The following is a 16003-nucleotide window of genomic DNA, read 5'->3' on the forward strand; positions in this document are numbered from 1 at the left end:
CCCGGCCGGACGAGCAGCGGGCTCATGACGTCCATGAGGCGGCGCCGGCAGCCGCGCTGAGCACCGCCGCCGCGTCGACCGTGACCGGGTCGCCGTGCCCGAAGCAGAGCGTGGACGGCGCGAGCGAGGCCAGCCGGTGCATCGACTCCACGGCCTGCTTCCGGTCCACGTTGAAGACACCCAGCATCACCTGACCCACGCCCGCGACCGCGTCCCCGGTGAACAGCACGCCGTGGCGCGGGAGATGGACCGCGATCGAGCCGTCGGTGTGGCCCGGGACATGCACCACCCGGGCCCCGCCGCCGAATTCGAGTTCCTCTCCGTCCTCCAGGACACGGTCCACCCGGGTCGGCGGCGCCTCCGGCACCGTGAGCCCGTGCTCGTAGAGCGGGATCTCCCAGTCGAGCAGGACCGGGTCGGGGACCGGCGCCTCGCCGCGGATCACCGGGGCGTCCAGCCGGTGCGCCAGCACCTCCGCCCCGTACCGGTCCGCCAGCTCCTGAGCCGCGCCGACATGGTCGCGGTGGCAGTGGGTGAGCACGATCCGGCGGATGCCCGCGGGGTCGGCGCCGAGCCCGCGCACCGCGTCCTCGATTTCGGCGGCGGCGTGGACGTTCCCGGCATCGACCAGGGTGAGTTCCGCGCCCTCACGCCACAGGTACGCCTGGCCGATCGGGAAGCGGAACATGTGCAGCTGGGGAAGTACCTCGATGACGTCCATGCGGCGAACGTAAGCGAACGCCCACGCCCGACGCCCGGATCTACGCTCTCGGCGAGCTTCGCCGAGAGCGTATGAACCCTAACCCTGCTTCGAGCGCGCGTAGTTCACGAGGAAGTGCGCCTCCGCGACCGACAGGCGCTCCAGCTCCTCGGGCGAGACACTCTCGTTCACCGCGTGAATCTGCGCCTCCGGCTCGCTCAGCCCGATCAGCAGGATCTCCGCCTCCGGGTAGAGCGCGGCGAGCGTGTTGCACAGCGGAATCGAGCCGCCCATGCCCGACGTCTGCATCTCCTCGCCCGGGTAGGCGATCCGCATCGCCTCCGCCATCGAGGCGTACGCCGGGCTGTTCACGTCCGCGCTGAACGGCTGGCCCTGGCCGACCTGCTCCAACGACACGCGCGCGTTCCACGGCGTGTGCTTCTCGATGTGCGCGTACAGCAGCTCGGTCGCCTTGGCCGCGTCCTGGCCGGGCGGAACCCGCAGGCTGATCTGCGCGCGGGCACTCGCCGGCACGGACGGCGTCGCGCCGGCCACCGGCGGGCAGTCGATTCCGATCACGGTCACGGCCGGGCGGGCCCAGATGCGGTCGGCGACCGTCCCCTGCCCGATCAGATCGACGCCGTCGAGCACCTTCGCGTCCTTGCGGAAGTCTTCCTCCGGGTACTGCAGACCCTCCCAGGCCGCGTCCGACACCAGACCGTCGACGACCGTCGAGCCGTCGTCGGCGCGCAGGGAGTCAAGGACCCTGATCAGCGCCGCCAGCGCGTCGGGCGCGGCGCCGCCGAACTGCCCGGAGTGCAGATTGCCCTCGAGCGTGTCGATCCGGACGCGGATCATGGTCATTCCGCGCAGCGTCGCCGTCACCGTCGGCAGGCCGACCCGGAAATTGCCGGTGTCCCCGATCACGATCGCGTCGGCCGCGAGCAGCTCCGGGTGTGCCTCCGCGTACCGCTCGAGGCCGCCGGTGCCCTGCTCCTCCGAGCCCTCGACGATGACCTTGACGGAGACGGGTATGCCGCCGTTCGCCTTCAGGGCGCGCAGGGCGAGCAGGTGCATGATGAAGCCGCCCTTGCAGTCGGCGGCGCCGCGCCCGTACCAGCGGCCGTTCCGCTCGGTCAGCTCGAAGGGAGGCGTCACCCACGCCGACTCGTCGAGCATCGGCTGCACGTCGTAGTGGGCGTAGAGCAGCACGGTCGGCGCGCCCTCGGGGCCGGGCAGAAGACCGTAGACCGACTGGGAACCGTCAGGGGTGTCGAGCAGCGCGACATCCTGGAAGCCCTCGGCGCGCAGCGCACCCGCCACCCACTCCGCGGCGGCCTCGCACTCGCTCCTGGGGGCGACGGCCGGGTCCGCCACCGAATGGAACGCCACCAGCTCCGTGAGCTCCGCCTTCGCGCGGGGCATCAGTGCTGCGACGGTCTCGGCGATCGGATTCGCGGTCATGGGCACGCTCCTTGTGGGTGCGACGTTGTGTGTACTGCGAAGGTACGGCCGATCCTCCCACAGGGGGTCGGCACGGGCCGCGCCGTAGGATGCCGTCGAGAGCCCCAGCCATGGGTCGGATCGGGAGCAGAAGCACATCGTGAGCAGCGAGAACGCAGATGCCGTGGGCGGACACAACGAGCCGGTGTGGGACGTCGTCGTGGTCGGCGCGGGACCCGCGGGAGCGTCGGCGGCCTATGCGGCCGCCGTCGCGGACCGCAGGGTCCTGCTTCTGGAGAAGGCCGAGCTGCCCCGCTACAAGACCTGTGGCGGAGGGATCATCGGGCCTTCGCGGGACGCCCTGCCGCCCGGCTTCGAGCTCCCCCTCCAGGACCGGGTGCACGCGGTCACGTTCTCGCTGAACGGCAGACTGTCCCGCACCCGCCGCTCGCGGCGGATGCTCTTCGGGCTCATCAACCGGCCTGAGTTCGACGCGGGGTTGGTGGAGCAGGCGCAGAAGGCGGGCGCGGTGCTGCGCACCGGAGCGACCGTCTCCCGGGTCGAGCAGCACGGACCGGCGGTGCCGGACCGCCGCACCGTCGCGGTCGTCCTCGCCGACGGCGAGACCGTGCTCGCACGCGCCGTCGTCGGTGCGGACGGCAGTGCCAGCCGGATAGGAGCCCATGTCGGGGTGAAGCTCGACCAGGTGGACCTGGGCCTGGAGGCCGAGATCCCGGTGCCGGAGACGGTCGCCGAGGACTGGGCGGGGCGGGTGCTCATCGACTGGGGCCCGATGCCCGGGAGTTACGGCTGGGTCTTCCCCAAGGGGAACGTGCTGACCGTCGGGGTGATCTCGGCGCGCGGCGAAGGGGCCGCCACGAAGCGCTACCTGGAGGACTTCGTCGCACGGCTGGGCCTGGCCGGTTTCGAGCAGGTCATCTCGACGGGGCATCTGACGCGCTGCCGTGCCGACGACTCGCCGCTGTCCCGCGGCCGGGTGCTCGTCTGCGGGGACGCGGCGGGACTGCTGGAGCCGTGGACGCGTGAGGGCATCTCCTTCGCGCTGCGCTCCGGGCGCCTCGCGGGGGAGTGGGCGGTACGGATCGCGGAGGCCGTCGACGCCGTGGACGCCCGCCGTCAGGCGCTGAACTACGCCTTCGCCATCAAGGCCGGACTTGGTGTGGAGATGAGCGTCGGCCGGCGCATGCTCGCGATCTTCGAGCGGCGCCCCGGCCTGCTCCATGCCGCGATCACCGGATTCCGGCCGGCCTGGAAGGCCTTCGCGGACATCACCCGCGGCTCGACGTCGCTGGCGGGCATCGTGCGCACCCACCCGCTCGCGCGGCGCGCCCTTGAGGCCATGGACCGCACCCGTCCGCCCGCCGGGGCGGGAGGCGCTGCCGCGGCCGGGGAGCCGGGCGCGGCCGGCGAGCCCGAGACCGACGGGGCGCGCATCACCTCGTAACAGGGCGCGCATTGCTCCGTAGTGGTCGGGAGGAGCCCGGAGGGACCGCTGTCACTTGGTGACGGTGATCCGGAACACCGGGTGGTCCGGGGCGGCCGCCAGGATCTCCGCGTCGGAGGACTTGGCGGTGACGCCCTTGAAGAACCGGTCGACCTCCCAGCCCCAGCGCTCGAGGTAGCCGCGGAGGACCGGGAGCCTCTCGCTGTCCGGGATCTCCACCGCGGTGAACGTGCGCACCTTGCGGCCGACGCGCAGCTCGCCGCCGCCCGCAGCGCGCATGTTGCGCACCCACTGGGAGTGGCCGCGGGCCGAGACAAGGTACTGCGCCCCGGCCTGGGTGAACGGATTGACGGGGATGCGCTGCATGGCGCCGCTCTTGCGGCCGCGCACGGAGAGCTCGGCGGAGCCGAGGAGACTCACTCCGCGGCGGGCGAGCCAGCCCACGACTCCGTTCATCCGCATCTCGAACGCGTTGGCCTTCACGTAGTGGCGCGACGACGACATGGCGATCTCCATCGTTGATCCGTGGGAGAGCACTGCTCTCGAATAAGAGCAGTGTGCATTGGATCGGTGATTCAAAGCAAGAGCAGTGCTCTCGTTATTGGTCGGTGCTCCGAAACGTGACAGACTGTTCCGCATGAGCACCAGCAGCAGAACCGTGCGAGGAGCCAGAGAACGGGCCCGCGGCGAGATCACCGCCGCCATCAAGGACGAGGCACGCCGGCAGCTCGCCGCCGAGGGAGCCGCCAAGCTCTCCCTGCGCGCGGTCGCCCGCGAGCTCGGCATGGTGTCATCTGCGCTCTACCGGTACTTCCCGAGCCGCGACGAGCTGCTCACCGCCCTCATCGTCGATGCGTACGACGCGATCGGCGCCGCCGCCGAGCGGGCCCTCGCCGAGTCCGGCCCCGACGGCGGACCAGGGTCAGGACGGGAGCCCGGACGGGAGCCAGGACGGGAGCCCGACCCCGTGGTCCGCTGGACCGCCGTCTGTTCCGGCGTACGTGCCTGGGCGCTCGCCCACCCCCACGAGTACGCCCTGATCTTCGGCTCTCCCATCCCCGGCTACGCCGCCCCGCAGGACACGATCGAGCCCGCCTCCCGGGTCGGCCTCGCCCTCATCTCCATCGCCCGCGACGCCTATCGGGGCCGGGGGGTCACCCCGCCCCCGCTCGCCGCGGAACTGCGCCCCGAGGCCCTCAGAATGGCCGACGACTTCGCCGCCGACCTGCCGCCGGACCTGGTCGTCGCCCTCGTCGCCGCCTGGTCCCAGGTGTTCGGGCTGATCTCCTTCGAGGTGTTCGGGCAGTTCAACCGTGTCGTGGAGGACCGGGACACGTTCTTCGCGCACTCCGTGGCCCGCCTCGCCCGCGACGCCGGTCTCGTCCCGTCACCCACCGCCGGGCGTTGACCCCTCCCGGCCGCATCGACGAGGCTCCCGGCGCGGGCGGGCGCGGGCGGCGCCGGCGGCGCCGGCGGCGTCGACGTGGCTCCCGGCCCCGGCCGCGTACTGCACAGGGAGTACGTGTGATCACCGCGCACGGCTGACGCCGACGCGGACCGGCCAGGTCTAGCGTGACCGGTATGGACGAGCAGCGCACCCGCCCTCACAGCGGTCCGCCTTGGATGCACGGCGGACCGCCGTGGGGGGACAGCGGTCCGCCGTGGTGGCGGCACGGCCCGGACCGGTGGGCGGAGCACCGGGTGCCCTGGCGCTCCACCCTGATGCTCGCCGTCTTCGTGATGATCGGCAGTGGGTTCGCGGCGAAGAGCCAGGACCGGGAGCCGCTCGACGCGTTCGCGCGGGTGCTGCTGCTCGCCGGGCCCGCCTTTCTGCTGACGCGCCGCAAGCACCCGGTCGTCGCGCTCTCCGGGGCAGCGGCGACCGCGCTGGTCTACCTCGGCGCGGGATATCCGTACGGGCCGGTCCTGCTCACCGTCGCCGTCGGAGTGTTCTCGGCCGTCGTCGCCGGGCACCGGCACGCGGCATGGGTGGCCGTCGGCCTGTTCTGGGTCGGCCATCTCCTCCTCGGCCACTGGCTCTACCCGTATCTCCCACCGCGCGGCGACGGACCGGCGCCCTGGGGCGAGGAACTGGTCAGCGGCGCCGTGCTCGTCGCCGTCCTCGCCCTCGCCGAGCTGGCCCGGGTACGCAAAGAGCAGTGGGTCCGCGAACGCGCCGAACGCGCGGCGGCGGAGCGGCGCCGCGCCGACGAGGAGCGGCTCCGAATCGCCCGCGAACTCCACGACGTGCTCGCCCACTCCATCTCCGTCATCAATGTGCAGGCCGGGGTGGGCCTCGCGTTGCTGGACTCCGACCCCGAACAGGCCCGGACCGCCCTCACCACCATCAAGGCGGCCAGCAAGGAGGCGCTCGGCGAGGTACGGCAGGTCCTGGACACCCTCCGGACCCCGGGTGACGCGCCTCGCGCCCCCGCGCCCGGACTCGACCGGCTCCCCGAACTCGTCGAGCAGGCCGCAGGTGCCGGACTCACCGTGGAGGTCACCACCGAGGGCACCAGGACCCCGCTCCCGCCCGGTGCCGATCTCGCCGCCTTCCGGATCGTGCAGGAGGCGTTGACCAATGTGGTGCGGCACTCGGGGTCCCGTACGGCACGGGTCAGGATCGGTTACGCGCGCGGCCGGCTCGATCTGCGGATCGACGACGACGGGCCCGCCACCGGCGACGATCAGGGCGGCAGCGGTCGTGGACTCATCGGGATGCGGGAGCGGGCCGCCGCGCTCGGTGGCACGATCGAGGCGGGCGCGCGCCCGGACGGCGGGTTCCGCGTGCACGCCGGCCTGCCGATCGAGCCGAAGGAGACACCGTGATCCGGGTACTGCTCGCCGACGACCAGTCGCTGGTGCGGGCCGGCTTCCGGGCGCTGCTCGACGCCCAGCCGGACATCGAGGTCGTGGGGGAGGCCGCGGACGGCGAGGAGGCGCTGCTCCGGGTTCGCGAACTGAAGCCCGACGTGGTCCTGATGGACATCCGTATGCCCCGGCTCGACGGGCTCGCCGCCACCCGGCGGATCACCGGTGACGAGTCGCTGGACGGCGTGAAGATCGTCATGCTGACCACCTTCGAGCTGGACGAGTACGTCTTCGAGGCGATCCGGGCCGGAGCCGGCGGGTTCCTGGTGAAGGACACCGAGCCGGAGGAACTGCTGCGCGCGGTACGGGCGGTGGTCGAGGGCGACGCGCTGCTGTCGCCGGGGGTGACGCGCCGGCTCATCGCCGAGTTCGCCGCCCGCTCCAAGGGGCCCGCCGAGGCCGAGGGACTCGCCGGACTCACCGACCGGGAACGGGAGGTGATGGCCCTGGTCGGCATCGGCCTGTCCAACGAGGAGATCGCCCGCCGGCTCGTGGTCAGCCCGCTCGCGATGAGCAGTGGTCCGGAGTCGACGAGCCCGCCCAGCAGGGAGGCCAGCGCGAACACGGCGAGGGCGACCAGGAAGACCCGGCGCCTGCCCAGCAGGTCGGCCGCGCGGCCGCCGAGCAGCAGCAGCCCGCCGTAGCCGAGGATGTAGCCGCTGACGATCCACTGCAGGGTCGAGGTGGACAGGCCGAGGTCGGTGGCGATGGACGGCAGGGCGACGCCGACCATCGACACGTCGAGGGCGTCGAGGAACATCGCTGCGCAGAGCACCAGGAGGGTGCCCCAAAGCCGCGGTGTCCAGCGCTCCTGTGATGCGGGGACATTGAGCGGAGAGGTCATGGGCAGCACGCTACATGCGCATGCATTGAATGCAAACGCATTTAATGCCGGTGCAACAATGTGGGCCTTTTCTGCTAACGTGCGGTCATGGCGGCGAAGAAGTCCGAGCGCGCGCTCGTGGAGGAATGGCGGGGCGTCCTCGCGCTGCACGCGCGCACGATGTGCGAGCTGGACCGGGAGCTCCATCAGCACGGGCTGGGTGCGAGCGACTTCGAGGTTCTTGATGTGCTCGCCGAGTGCACCGCGGAGGACGACGGCTCGTCCTGCCGCGTGCAGGAGCTGGCATCCCGGGTGCATCTGAGTCAGAGCGCGCTCTCGCGCCTCGTGGCGCGGCTGGAGAAGGACGGTCTGGTGACCCGCGTGATGTGCAGCGAGGACCGGCGCGGGGTGCGGGTGGAGCTCACGGCCAAGGGACGCGAGCGCCATGCGGAGGTGCAGCCGCTGCAGCGGGCGGTGCTCTCCCGGATGCTGGCGAACCCCGCCGGCTGACTGCCCCGGCCGGGTTGGACGCGGCTCAGGACCAGGTGATCGCGGAGTTCTCGCGCCACAGCCGTGCGAGTTCCGCGTCGCCCGTGACGGTCACGGCATCGAGCGGCAGCCGGTTCCACAGCGCGAGGTGGAGCCGCCCGGCGGGGCCGCTCAGCTCGCAGTCCGCCGGCCCTGCTCCCGTGCGCTGGGTGCGCGGCGGCTCCTGGGACAGCCGTACGGTCCAGACGTCGTCCGTGTCCGTGGCCCGTACCCGCAGGGTCCGCGGCGAGTCCGTCCGGACACGGCTCCTGGAGCGGGCGTGGAAGGCGCACAGCAGCTCGTCGATGCCGTCCGCCGCGAGCCGGGTGGGTACGGGGCCGGGCTCGCCGAGCGCGGACTCGGCGTCCACGCGGTGCACGGCGGTCTCCTGCGTCTGGCGCCGCGCCCAGAAGGCCAGCGGCGAGGGCGCGGGCAGGAAGCTCCAGCAGTCGAGATCGTCAGGGGCCTCGGTCAGCGCCCCGACCAGCAGCCCGTGGCCGTCCCGGAACCACTCCAGCAGCTCGTCCCCGTCCAGGTCCGGCTCGCCCGAGTCCGGGTGGTACGTCGTGTGCCCCTCGGCCACGAACGCCGTCGCCCAGCGGTGCACCATGCCGGTGTGCCGCAGGAGGTCCCTGATCTGCCATCCCGGGCAGGTGGGCACAGGTGCGTCCGGGCCCGCCTCGTCGGCGGCGGCGGCCAGCAACTGGCCCTCCTGGACGAGACACTTGATCAGCTCGGCGGTCTCCATGCGGGCATTGTGCCAGCGCAGTCAGGTGCCGTGGGGGGTGTGCGGAGTGCCGTTTGCCGCGCAGCGTGCGCACGAACCAGCCGAGTACGAACGCCTGGATCAGCACCGACAGGGCCGGCGCCGTCCAGAAGAACCACGAGGAGTCGGCCACGGTGTCGCCGAGCAGTCGGCCGGACAGAAGAGTCGAACGCACGCCTGAGTACGGCTACTCGTCCCGTGGCTGCGCGTCCGGTGCCGCCGCCGGGCTCCGCCGGGCCGAGTAGCCGATCAGGGCGGCCGCGGCGGCCAGCGCCGCCACCGTCGTCAGGGCCAAGGGCAGGGAGAACCAGTCGGCGAGGAAGCCGATGGCGGGCGGTCCGACGAGCATCCCGCCGTAGCCCAGTGTGGACGCGGCGGCCACGCCCCCCGGCCCGGCCAGGGAGCCCGCGCGGGCCACGGCCACCGGGAAGATGTTCGCCAGCCCGAGACCGGTCACGGCGAAGCCGAGCAGTGCGAGCCATACCGTCGGTGCCAGCGCGCCGAGCAGCATGCCCGCCGAGGCGGTTGCGCCGCCCGCGACCAGCGTCCGCGTCTGGCCGAGCCGTTCCAGCAAGGTCGTGCCCGAGAGCCGGCCCACCGTCATGAAGAGCGCGAAGAGCGAGTACCCGGCGGCCGCGATGCCCGGGTGCGCGTCCAGGTCCTGTTCCAGGTGCAGCGCCCCCCAGTCGGCCAGTGCCCCCTCGCCGTACGCCGTGCACAGCGCGATCACGCCGAAGAGGGTGACGAGCCGGCGGGTACGTCCGGTCGGGCGGGCCGGCCGGGCCGTCGACGCGCCGGTCCGCTCGGGAGCCGCGGGTGAGGGGTGACGCAGCAGTTCAGGGCCGGCCGCGGCGGTCAGCAGCAGCCCGACGCAGGTGAGTGCGAAGAGATGCGTGGCGGGGGAGAGGCCCGCGGCGACCAGTCCGCCGAGACCGGCGCCGATCATGCCACCGAGGCTGAACGCGGCGTGGAAGCTCGGCATGACCGGCCGCCGCAGTGCCGCGACCAGATCCACGGCGGCGCTGTTCATGGCCACGTTGATCCCGCCGTACGCGACGCCGAACACCAGCAGTACGAGGCCGAGTGCGAGCGCCGAATGGGTCTGTGCGGGGAGTGCGATGCCCAGCGACATCAGGGCCCCGGCGGCGACGGTCACGGGATGGCTCCCGAAGCGCCGGCACAGCCGCCCTGTGAGGGTCATCGTCACGACCGCGCCGGCCGACACCCCCAGGAGCGCGAGTCCCAGATCACCGGCCGAGGCGCCGGTCTGCTGCTTGATGGCGGGGATGCGGACCACCCAGCCGGCGAAGAGAAACCCGTCGAGCGCGAAGAAGACGGTCAGCGCGATGCGGAGGCGGGTCAGGGAGCGGGTGGCGGGTTCTCCGCCGTGGCCCCCCGTAGCGGCCGTCCGTAGTTTGTTTAGTAGCGGCACAAAGTCAGCATAGGGCCCCGGTGCCCACCGGTACAACCGCGCGGGACAACACCACGAGCGCCCTCACGCACCCTCCGGGCCCGTCACCGTGACTCGCCCTCCGCGGGTACGTACGCACGCGCCGGGCCTGCTGGGCGCGTGCGAATCGGTCACCCGCCACCGGACCGCCCGCTCACCTCCGGGATCATGGGAGACTCGCCCCCATGAACGGCAAGGAGACGAGCACCCGGACGAGGCTGGAGAGAGGCCGCGGCGCACTCGGGCCCGCACTGGAACTGGTACACACGGGCCGGGCGCCCACCCGGGCCGTACTCACCGCCGAGCTGGGCGTCACACGCGCCACCGCGGGCGCCGTCGCCGCCGAACTCGAAGCGCTCGGTCTGATCCGCGTCGACTCCCGGCCGGGCGCCGCCGCCGGTTCCCAGGGCCGCCCCTCGCACCGGCTCGCCGTGGACGACACCGGCCCCGTCGTGCTCGCCGCCCAGGTGCACGCCGACGGATTCCGGGCCGCGCTCGTCGGGCTCGGCGGCACGATCGCCGCGACCGCCCCCGGCTGTGTGACGGTCTCCGCCGACCCGGCCCAGGTCCTCGGCGAGGTCGTCGAGGCCGGTGCGGCGCTGCTGCGCGCCGGCGGGAGGCGGTGCGTCGGCGCCGGGCTCGCCGTCCCCTCCGCCGTGGCCGAGCCCGAGGGCACCGCGCTGAACCCGCTGCATCTGGCGTGGCCCGCGGGCGCCCCCGTCCGCGACATCTTCGCCGAACGCGTCCGCGCCGCAGGCATCACGGGACCTGCTTTCACCGGCAACGATGTCAATCTCGCCGCCCTCGCCGAACACCGGCACGGCGCCGGCCGCGGCGCCCAGCACCTGCTCTGCGTCGCCACCGGACACCGCGGCGTCGGCGGCGCGCTCGTCCTCGACGGCCGGCTGCACACGGGCAGCTCCGGCCTCGCCCTGGAAGTCGGCCATCTCACCGTCAATCCCGAGGGCCGCCCCTGCTACTGCGGCAGCCGCGGCTGCCTCGACGTCGAGGCCGACCCCCTGGCCTTCCTCACCGCCGCCGGCCGCGACCCGGGCCCCGAGGTGTCCCTGCTCCAGCAGTCCCGCGACCTGCTCCGTACGGAGTACGACGACCCATCGGTACGGGCGGCGGCCGAGGAACTCGTCGACCGCCTCGGCCTCGGCCTCGCGGGTCTGGTGAACATCCTCAACCCGGACCGCATCATCCTCGGCGGCCTCCACCGCGAACTCCTCGACGCGGACCCGGAACGACTGCGCGCGGTGGTCGCCGACCGCAGCCTCTGGGGCCGCAGCGGCGGCGTCCCGATCCTGCCGTGCACCCTCGACCACAACAGCCTCGTGGGCGCGGCGGAGCTGGCATGGCAGCCGGTGCTGGACGATCCGCTGAGCGTGCTGCCCCGGCGAGTGTCCTGAACGCACGCGAATACCGGACACGTCGACGACCGGCGAGGCCGGCTTCGGAGCGCGCCCGATCAACCATCGGGCCGGCCTGCCGGGTTCGCGACGGGTCCCGCCAGGAGTCCGTCCGGGCAACGGCAGCCGAGGCAGGGAGCGGGCACTGAGGCAGCGAAGGGGCACTGAGGCAGGGAACGGGCAGCCGAGGCAGGGAAGGGGCACCGAGGCAATGAACGGGGCAGCCGAAGCACGGAATCCGGGTGTGCGAACGGCACGCCTGACGTAACGTTCCTGGCCATGGCTGACACCGATCTTCCGCCCCGGCTCACCCGCCTCACCTTCCACGGGCCTCTCTCCGAGGCCCGGGCCGCACAGCTTGTCGCGCGGCTCGTCCGTCAGGAACCGGCCACGGTCCTCGACATCGGCTGCGGCTGGGGCGAGTTGATGCTGCGGGTGCTCGAGGCGGCGCCGGGCGCGAAGGGCGTGGGGATCGATCTCAACGGCGAGGATCTCGCGCGTGGACGCCGGGGCGCTGCCGCGCGTGGGCTCGGCGGGCGCGTCGAGTTCGTCGAGGAGTCCGCCACCGGCACCAGCCGCGGGCCGGCCGACGTCGTCCTGTGCGTGGGTTCCGGGCAGGCACTGCTCGACCCGGAGGCCGCAGTCGGGGGCGGGACCCTGACCGTCACCACCTCCGCGCTCAAGGCACTGCGCTCACTGGTCACCCCGGGCGGACGGGTGCTCTTCGGCGAGGGCTTCTGGCAGCGCACCCCCACCCCGGAGGAACTCGCCGCCATGTGGCCGGACGCCCGTGCCGACGAGCACCTTCCCCTCGCCGACCTCACCGAGGCGGCCACGGCCGCCGGATTCCGTATCGAGTGGATCGAGACGGCGACCGAGGAGGAGTGGGAGCACTTCGAGTCCGGCTACCTCGCCGGCCTGGAGGAGTGGCTCGCCACGCACGACGGCCACCCGTCGGCCGCCGAGACCCGGGACCGTGTGGACCGTCACCGGGCCAGCTGGCTGCGCGGCTACCGAGGAGTGCTGGGCCTCGTCTACCTCACTCTGATCCCGGTCGGCTGAGGCCGGGTCCGGGTGCCCCGGCGGCCGGCGGTCCGCAGTCACGGGTCGCCGGCGGCGCGGGGTCCTTGGGCGCCGGGCAGCCGAACGCGCGAGCCGCGTTCACCATGAGGATCCGCTCCACGAACGCGCCGCCCAGGGTGAGTTCGAGCCTCGGCGGCAGCCGGCGCAGCAGATGCGGCATGCCCGGCGTGGACCGGACGACCGTGTCGCCGCCCAGCAGCAACTGATCGCCGAACCCGGCATCGGCGAGTGCGGCCAGCGATTCCGGCAACTGACCAGGGCGGCGCAGGCGGCCAACTCGCCCGCGGCGGCCTCCGGATCGTCGGGTTCCCGCCCCGGCAGCTGCGGGCTGCGCAGGAAGAGATGGTCGTGGGCGTCGCAGATGCCCAGCTGCTCGGACGCCACGTCGCCGAGGACCGTGCGGACCGCACTCACCACCGTCCGCCGCGGGTGAGCGCGGCGCGGTGCGGCGCGGACACATGGAGCACCTGGAAGGGCTCGCCGTGTCCCACCGGGGAACCGTCCGCCCAGGGCGTGAAGTGGACCAGCTCCCAGTGCCCGGGATCGATGGCCACCGCGGCCGCCACCACGCCCTCGGTGTCCACGAGTTCGTGGTGTGCTTCCAGTGCTCGCTCCACCGCTCCGGCGGGCTGCTCGTCGTCCCCGAGGCGCACCCTGTGGCGCGTGGCGGTTCGTGGGGCGGCCGCGGCGGCCGAGCCCTCTCCGTATGCGAGACCCGCCCAGTGCCGCACCTGCGGCCGCCCGAAGTCGTTCACGACTCCCTGGAAACCGGGCCCCCGGAGGAAGGAGTTCATCCCCTCGGGCGTCGTCCACAGGTAGAACGGTGCGTACTGGTTCACCGCCGAGCCGTCGGCGTGCTCGCGCATCAGATACGCCTTGAGGCCGAGGCCGGGAAAGTCGTCGAGGAGATGTCCCTTCGTGGCGACGCGCCTGCGGATGATCTCCATGTCGTAGTCGGCGGGCAGAGTGATCGCGTAGTGCATGGCATGCACGGGCCTGACTCCTTTACCGGTCGGACGAGTTGCCGGGCGCGAGCAGGGCGAGCAGGCCCCGCACACCCGTATCGAAGGCGGCCGTCGAACCGGACGCCCGCGCGAGCACATAGCCGCCCTGCACCGTCGCGACGATCAGCGCCGCGATCTCGCCCGGGACCAGCGAGGTGCTGAACTCGCCCCGCTCCTGGCCCTCTTCGACGATTCCCTCGAGCCGCTCCCGCAGCCAGTCGAGCGTCTCGTCGACCGGCGCGCGCAACTCGTCACTGGCGATGACGTCCGGGTCCATCGTCAGCCGCCCGACAGGACAGCCACGCAGGACATCGCGCTCGCGCAGCAGGTAAGCCGAGATGCGCTCGTACGCCGGTGCGGGGCCGCCGAGCGGCACCTCGGCGGCGGCGCGCATCGGAAGCAGGCGCGAAGGCGCCGCGTACTCCCCGGGTGGTATCCGCAGTGCCGCTGGCCGTACGACGACCCGGACCCCCTCTCGGCGCGACTCTCGAATCGCACGAGACGTCACCACAGAGGAGCTGACCGAGATGAACACCCTGGCCTACGACGGACCCGGTCCATGGGTCCTGTTCTTTCCGCTGATCTGGGCAGCCGTGATCTTCGGCGGCATCACCCTCCTGCGCCGCAACGGGCGGCTCGGTCGGCCCGGTCCCTGGCAGCATCGCGCCCTGCATGGTGAGCCGTCACCGATCGCCGTGCTCGGCCGACGGTTCGCCGCCGGTGAGATCGACGAGGACGAGTACTGGCGCCGACTGTCCGTCCTGGACGAGCAGTTCGGACCGCAATCCAAGGGCGGTGCGGTGTGACGAAGGCGACCGCGGCCGCCGCCATCTCCCCCCGCACCGCCGCCCGCGTCGTGGACGCCGTCGAGGTCTACGGCGTGGGCGACACCGAAGTCAGGTCGGCCTGCCGGCCGGATCCCGACAGCGGCCTTCGCCACCCATGACGGTGGCTTTCCCGCCCGTCGTCATGCCCCCTCGGCGGTGAGCCGGCCGATGACCCGGATGACCTGCCGTCGGGTGGCCAGGCGGCGGGCGAGAGAGGCCATCGCCCGGTTCATGCGTCCTGCGATGACGCTGGGCGGGGGGTTCCTGCGGTCCAGGGCGGCCAGCGCCGTGCGGACGACATCGACGGGCGAGGCGAGCCTGGTCCCTCCGGCGGCCTGCGTGGTGCCCACGACGTCGAAGAACTCGGTCCGGGTGGCGCCGGGAGACAGGGCCAGCACCCGCAGGCCGGTGCCGCGCGACTCCTCCCACAGCGCCTCGGTGAGGCTCAGCACGAACGCCTTGGTCGCCCCGTAGAGCGCCATGCGCGGGTTGGGCTGGTAGGCGGCCATGCTCGCCACGTTGATCAGTACCCCACGCCCCGCCGCCCGCAGCTGCTCGACGAAGGCGCGGCTGATGTCGGCCACCGCGGTCACGTCGACGGCGATCTCCCGGCGCATCCGTGCCGGATCCGCCTGGTGGAAGGGGCCGAAGGTGGCGAACCCGGCGTTGTTGATCACGCTGGTGACGTGCAGGCCGAGCCGTTCCACCTGCGCGGCCAGCGCCTGCCCGGGGCTGTCCGCGGCCAGGTCCATCGGGACCACGTGGGCCTGGATCCGGTGGTGTGCACGCAGCTCGGCGGCCAGCTCCTCCAGGCGTTCCTTGCGGCGGGCCACCAGCACCAGGTGGGAGCCGCGGGCAGCGAGCTGGCGGGCGAACTCGGCGCCGAGGCCTGCGCTGGCGCCGGTGATCAGTGTGGTCTGTCCGCGGTAGTCGACGGCTGTCATGGCTGTCCTTCTTTCAGTCGCTGCCTTTCTGGCAGTTAATGCCATCTAGGCGGTCGCTGTCCAGAGGGGGTAGCCTGAGGTCCATGACGACTTTGTGGGACCGTTCGCGGCAGGTGGCCGCCCAGGCGATCCTGGATACGGCGGTTCGACTGTTCGCCGAGCAGGGTTACGAGCAGACGACGATCGCGCAGATCGCGCGAGAGGCGGGGATCTCGCAGCGCTCCCTGTTCCGCTACTTCGGCACCAAGGAAGACCTGGTCTGCGGGGACCAGGAGGCGCTGGGCGAACTGCTCAAGCAGACCGTCGAGCAGCAGCCGGCCGAGGCGTCCGCCTGGGATGCCCTGCGCGCCGGATTCGAGGTCATCCTGACCGCCAACCACACTCCTGAGCGGGTGCTGGAGCTGTCCCGCCTCATTTTCGACACCCCCTCGCTGCACGCCCGCTACATCGAAAAGCGACTGCGCTGGCAGGCCGAACTCGTCCCGGTCATCCAGGCGCGGCTGGGCACCGGCCCCAGCCCGGCCCCCGACCCCCGCGCCAAGGCGATCGTCGCGACGGTCTTCGCCTGCGTCGACACGGCAACCGAGCTCTGGGCCGGACACGACGGGCGACTCGATCTGTCGGACCTCTACGACCAGTGCCTCGCAGCGGTGCGGGGACGCAGCTGAGGCGCTGATCCCGGCACTG

The 16003-nt window shown here is 72.6% G+C and carries 17 protein-coding genes and 5 pseudogenes; 10 read left to right on the forward strand and 12 right to left on the reverse strand.

Features of this window, described 5'->3' with window-relative positions:
• Positions 1-22: 22 nt before the first annotated feature.
• Together AC0699_RS28405 and AC0699_RS28410 are read right to left on the reverse strand one after the other, a co-directional pair.
• The gene (locus AC0699_RS28405; RefSeq protein WP_478665677.1) at positions 23-721 is read right to left on the reverse strand and encodes an MBL fold metallo-hydrolase; all 699 of its coding nucleotides are present in this window, start codon (positions 719-721) and stop codon (positions 23-25) included.
• 78 nt (positions 722-799) lie between these two features.
• Positions 800-2164 carry a M20/M25/M40 family metallo-hydrolase gene (locus tag AC0699_RS28410; protein ID WP_478665680.1) on the reverse strand — a complete coding sequence of 455 codons (1365 nt, stop codon included), beginning with the start codon at positions 2162-2164 and terminating at the stop codon, positions 800-802.
• 139 nt (positions 2165-2303) lie between these two features.
• Between AC0699_RS28410 and AC0699_RS28415 the strand changes: the two genes are divergently transcribed.
• Positions 2304-3608 carry a geranylgeranyl reductase family protein gene (locus AC0699_RS28415; RefSeq protein ID WP_478665684.1) on the forward strand — a complete coding sequence of 435 codons (1305 nt, stop codon included), beginning with the start codon at positions 2304-2306 and terminating at the stop codon, positions 3606-3608.
• Between the two features lie 51 nt (positions 3609-3659).
• Here AC0699_RS28415 and AC0699_RS28420 read toward each other — a convergent pair whose 3' ends face one another.
• On the reverse strand, positions 3660-4112 hold the full coding sequence (locus AC0699_RS28420; protein ID WP_478665686.1) for a nitroreductase family deazaflavin-dependent oxidoreductase: 453 nt from the start codon (positions 4110-4112) through the stop codon (positions 3660-3662).
• Positions 4113-4245: 133 nt separating this feature from the next.
• Between AC0699_RS28420 and AC0699_RS28425 the strand changes: the two genes are divergently transcribed.
• The 3 genes and pseudogenes from AC0699_RS28425 to AC0699_RS28435 form a co-directional block, all read left to right on the forward strand.
• Complete coding sequence (locus tag AC0699_RS28425) at positions 4246-5016, forward strand: TetR/AcrR family transcriptional regulator (RefSeq protein WP_478665690.1); 771 nt, start codon at positions 4246-4248, stop codon at positions 5014-5016.
• 173 nt (positions 5017-5189) lie between these two features.
• Complete coding sequence (locus AC0699_RS28430) at positions 5190-6437, forward strand: sensor histidine kinase (RefSeq protein ID WP_478665694.1); 1248 nt, start codon at positions 5190-5192, stop codon at positions 6435-6437.
• Positions 6434-6985: pseudogene (locus tag AC0699_RS28435) on the forward strand (response regulator); the annotation flags it as partial. The gene AC0699_RS28430 and the pseudogene AC0699_RS28435, both read left to right, overlap by 4 nt.
• Here the strand turns inward: AC0699_RS28435 and AC0699_RS28440 are convergent.
• Positions 6982-7323 (reverse strand): annotated as a pseudogene (locus AC0699_RS28440) (MFS transporter); the annotation flags it as partial. The pseudogenes AC0699_RS28435 and AC0699_RS28440 overlap by 4 nt on opposite strands.
• An 87-nt stretch (positions 7324-7410) precedes the next feature.
• Here AC0699_RS28440 and AC0699_RS28445 point away from each other — a divergent pair.
• Positions 7411-7812: a MarR family winged helix-turn-helix transcriptional regulator gene (locus tag AC0699_RS28445; RefSeq protein WP_478665697.1), complete on the forward strand. Its 402-nt coding sequence runs from the start codon at positions 7411-7413 to the stop codon at positions 7810-7812.
• Positions 7813-7837: 25 nt separating this feature from the next.
• Here the strand turns inward: AC0699_RS28445 and AC0699_RS28450 are convergent, their stop codons facing one another.
• From AC0699_RS28450 to AC0699_RS28460, 3 genes and pseudogenes are all read right to left on the reverse strand, one after another.
• Complete coding sequence (locus AC0699_RS28450) at positions 7838-8578, reverse strand: maleylpyruvate isomerase family mycothiol-dependent enzyme (RefSeq protein ID WP_478665699.1); 741 nt, start codon at positions 8576-8578, stop codon at positions 7838-7840.
• A gap of 61 nt (positions 8579-8639) precedes the next feature.
• Positions 8640-8771: pseudogene (locus AC0699_RS28455) on the reverse strand (SCO4225 family membrane protein); the annotation flags it as partial.
• Between the two features lie 12 nt (positions 8772-8783).
• A complete protein-coding gene (locus AC0699_RS28460) occupies positions 8784-10028 on the reverse strand; it encodes an MFS transporter (protein WP_478665702.1) in 1245 nt (414 codons plus the stop codon).
• 203 nt (positions 10029-10231) lie between these two features.
• Between AC0699_RS28460 and AC0699_RS28465 the strand changes: the two genes are divergently transcribed.
• Together AC0699_RS28465 and AC0699_RS28470 are read left to right on the forward strand one after the other, a co-directional pair.
• Positions 10232-11458: an ROK family protein gene (locus tag AC0699_RS28465; RefSeq protein ID WP_478665704.1), complete on the forward strand. Its 1227-nt coding sequence runs from the start codon at positions 10232-10234 to the stop codon at positions 11456-11458.
• A 279-nt stretch (positions 11459-11737) separates the two neighbouring features.
• On the forward strand, positions 11738-12520 hold the full coding sequence (locus tag AC0699_RS28470; protein WP_478665706.1) for an SAM-dependent methyltransferase: 783 nt from the start codon (positions 11738-11740) through the stop codon (positions 12518-12520).
• On the opposite strand, the gene AC0699_RS28475 is transcribed toward AC0699_RS28470, so the two are convergent.
• The 4 genes and pseudogenes from AC0699_RS28475 to AC0699_RS28490 form a co-directional block, all read right to left on the reverse strand.
• On the reverse strand, positions 12498-12791 hold the full coding sequence (locus AC0699_RS28475) for a hypothetical protein (protein ID WP_478665874.1): 294 nt from the start codon (positions 12789-12791) through the stop codon (positions 12498-12500). The genes AC0699_RS28470 and AC0699_RS28475 overlap by 23 nt on opposite strands.
• Positions 12792-12799: 8 nt before the next feature.
• Positions 12800-12958, reverse strand: a pseudogene (locus AC0699_RS28480) (phosphotriesterase family protein); the annotation flags it as partial.
• On the reverse strand, positions 12952-13533 hold the full coding sequence (locus AC0699_RS28485) for a DUF4865 family protein (RefSeq protein ID WP_478665708.1): 582 nt from the start codon (positions 13531-13533) through the stop codon (positions 12952-12954). The pseudogene AC0699_RS28480 and the gene AC0699_RS28485, both read right to left, overlap by 7 nt.
• 13 nt (positions 13534-13546) lie before the next feature.
• Positions 13547-13939: pseudogene (locus tag AC0699_RS28490) on the reverse strand (TetR family transcriptional regulator C-terminal domain-containing protein); the annotation flags it as partial.
• Between the two features lie 133 nt (positions 13940-14072).
• On the opposite strand from AC0699_RS28490, the gene AC0699_RS28495 reads away from it, so the two are divergent.
• Both AC0699_RS28495 and AC0699_RS28500 read left to right on the forward strand, forming a co-directional pair.
• Complete coding sequence (locus AC0699_RS28495; protein ID WP_478665711.1) at positions 14073-14351, forward strand: SHOCT domain-containing protein; 279 nt, start codon at positions 14073-14075, stop codon at positions 14349-14351.
• The gene (locus tag AC0699_RS28500) at positions 14348-14491 is read left to right on the forward strand and encodes a hypothetical protein (protein WP_478665713.1); all 144 of its coding nucleotides are present in this window, start codon (positions 14348-14350) and stop codon (positions 14489-14491) included. Before AC0699_RS28495 ends, AC0699_RS28500 begins: the two co-directional genes overlap by 4 nt.
• A 21-nt stretch (positions 14492-14512) precedes the next feature.
• Here AC0699_RS28500 and AC0699_RS28505 read toward each other — a convergent pair whose 3' ends face one another.
• Positions 14513-15316 carry an SDR family NAD(P)-dependent oxidoreductase gene (locus AC0699_RS28505; protein ID WP_478665714.1) on the reverse strand — a complete coding sequence of 268 codons (804 nt, stop codon included), beginning with the start codon at positions 15314-15316 and terminating at the stop codon, positions 14513-14515.
• 83 nt (positions 15317-15399) lie between these two features.
• Here AC0699_RS28505 and AC0699_RS28510 point away from each other — a divergent pair, with 83 nt between their 5' ends.
• Positions 15400-15984, forward strand: a complete 585-nt coding sequence (locus tag AC0699_RS28510) for a TetR/AcrR family transcriptional regulator (protein ID WP_478665717.1) — start codon at positions 15400-15402, stop codon at positions 15982-15984.
• Positions 15985-16003 lie beyond the last annotated feature (19 nt).

The organism is Streptomyces sp. NPDC043870 (assembly GCF_056435785.1).

Excerpts from the sequence above, each read along its gene's own strand:
- AC0699_RS28405 (WP_478665677.1), bottom strand. The coding sequence starts at position 721 with ATGGACGTCATCGAGGTACTTCCCCAGCTGCACATGTTCCGCTTCCCG.
- AC0699_RS28410 (WP_478665680.1), bottom strand. The coding sequence starts at position 2,164 with ATGACCGCGAATCCGATCGCCGAGACCGTCGCAGCACTGATGCCCCGC.
- AC0699_RS28420 (WP_478665686.1), bottom strand. The coding sequence starts at position 4,112 with ATGTCGTCGTCGCGCCACTACGTGAAGGCCAACGCGTTCGAGATGCGG.
- AC0699_RS28425 (WP_478665690.1), top strand. The coding sequence starts at position 4,246 with ATGAGCACCAGCAGCAGAACCGTGCGAGGAGCCAGAGAACGGGCCCGC.
- AC0699_RS28430 (WP_478665694.1), top strand. The coding sequence starts at position 5,190 with ATGGACGAGCAGCGCACCCGCCCTCACAGCGGTCCGCCTTGGATGCAC.
- AC0699_RS28445 (WP_478665697.1), top strand. The coding sequence starts at position 7,411 with ATGGCGGCGAAGAAGTCCGAGCGCGCGCTCGTGGAGGAATGGCGGGGC.
- AC0699_RS28450 (WP_478665699.1), bottom strand. The coding sequence starts at position 8,578 with ATGGAGACCGCCGAGCTGATCAAGTGTCTCGTCCAGGAGGGCCAGTTG.
- AC0699_RS28465 (WP_478665704.1), top strand. The coding sequence starts at position 10,232 with ATGAACGGCAAGGAGACGAGCACCCGGACGAGGCTGGAGAGAGGCCGC.
- AC0699_RS28470 (WP_478665706.1), top strand. The coding sequence starts at position 11,738 with ATGGCTGACACCGATCTTCCGCCCCGGCTCACCCGCCTCACCTTCCAC.
- AC0699_RS28495 (WP_478665711.1), top strand. The coding sequence starts at position 14,073 with ATGAACACCCTGGCCTACGACGGACCCGGTCCATGGGTCCTGTTCTTT.
- AC0699_RS28505 (WP_478665714.1), bottom strand. The coding sequence starts at position 15,316 with ATGACAGCCGTCGACTACCGCGGACAGACCACACTGATCACCGGCGCC.
- AC0699_RS28510 (WP_478665717.1), top strand. The coding sequence starts at position 15,400 with ATGACGACTTTGTGGGACCGTTCGCGGCAGGTGGCCGCCCAGGCGATC.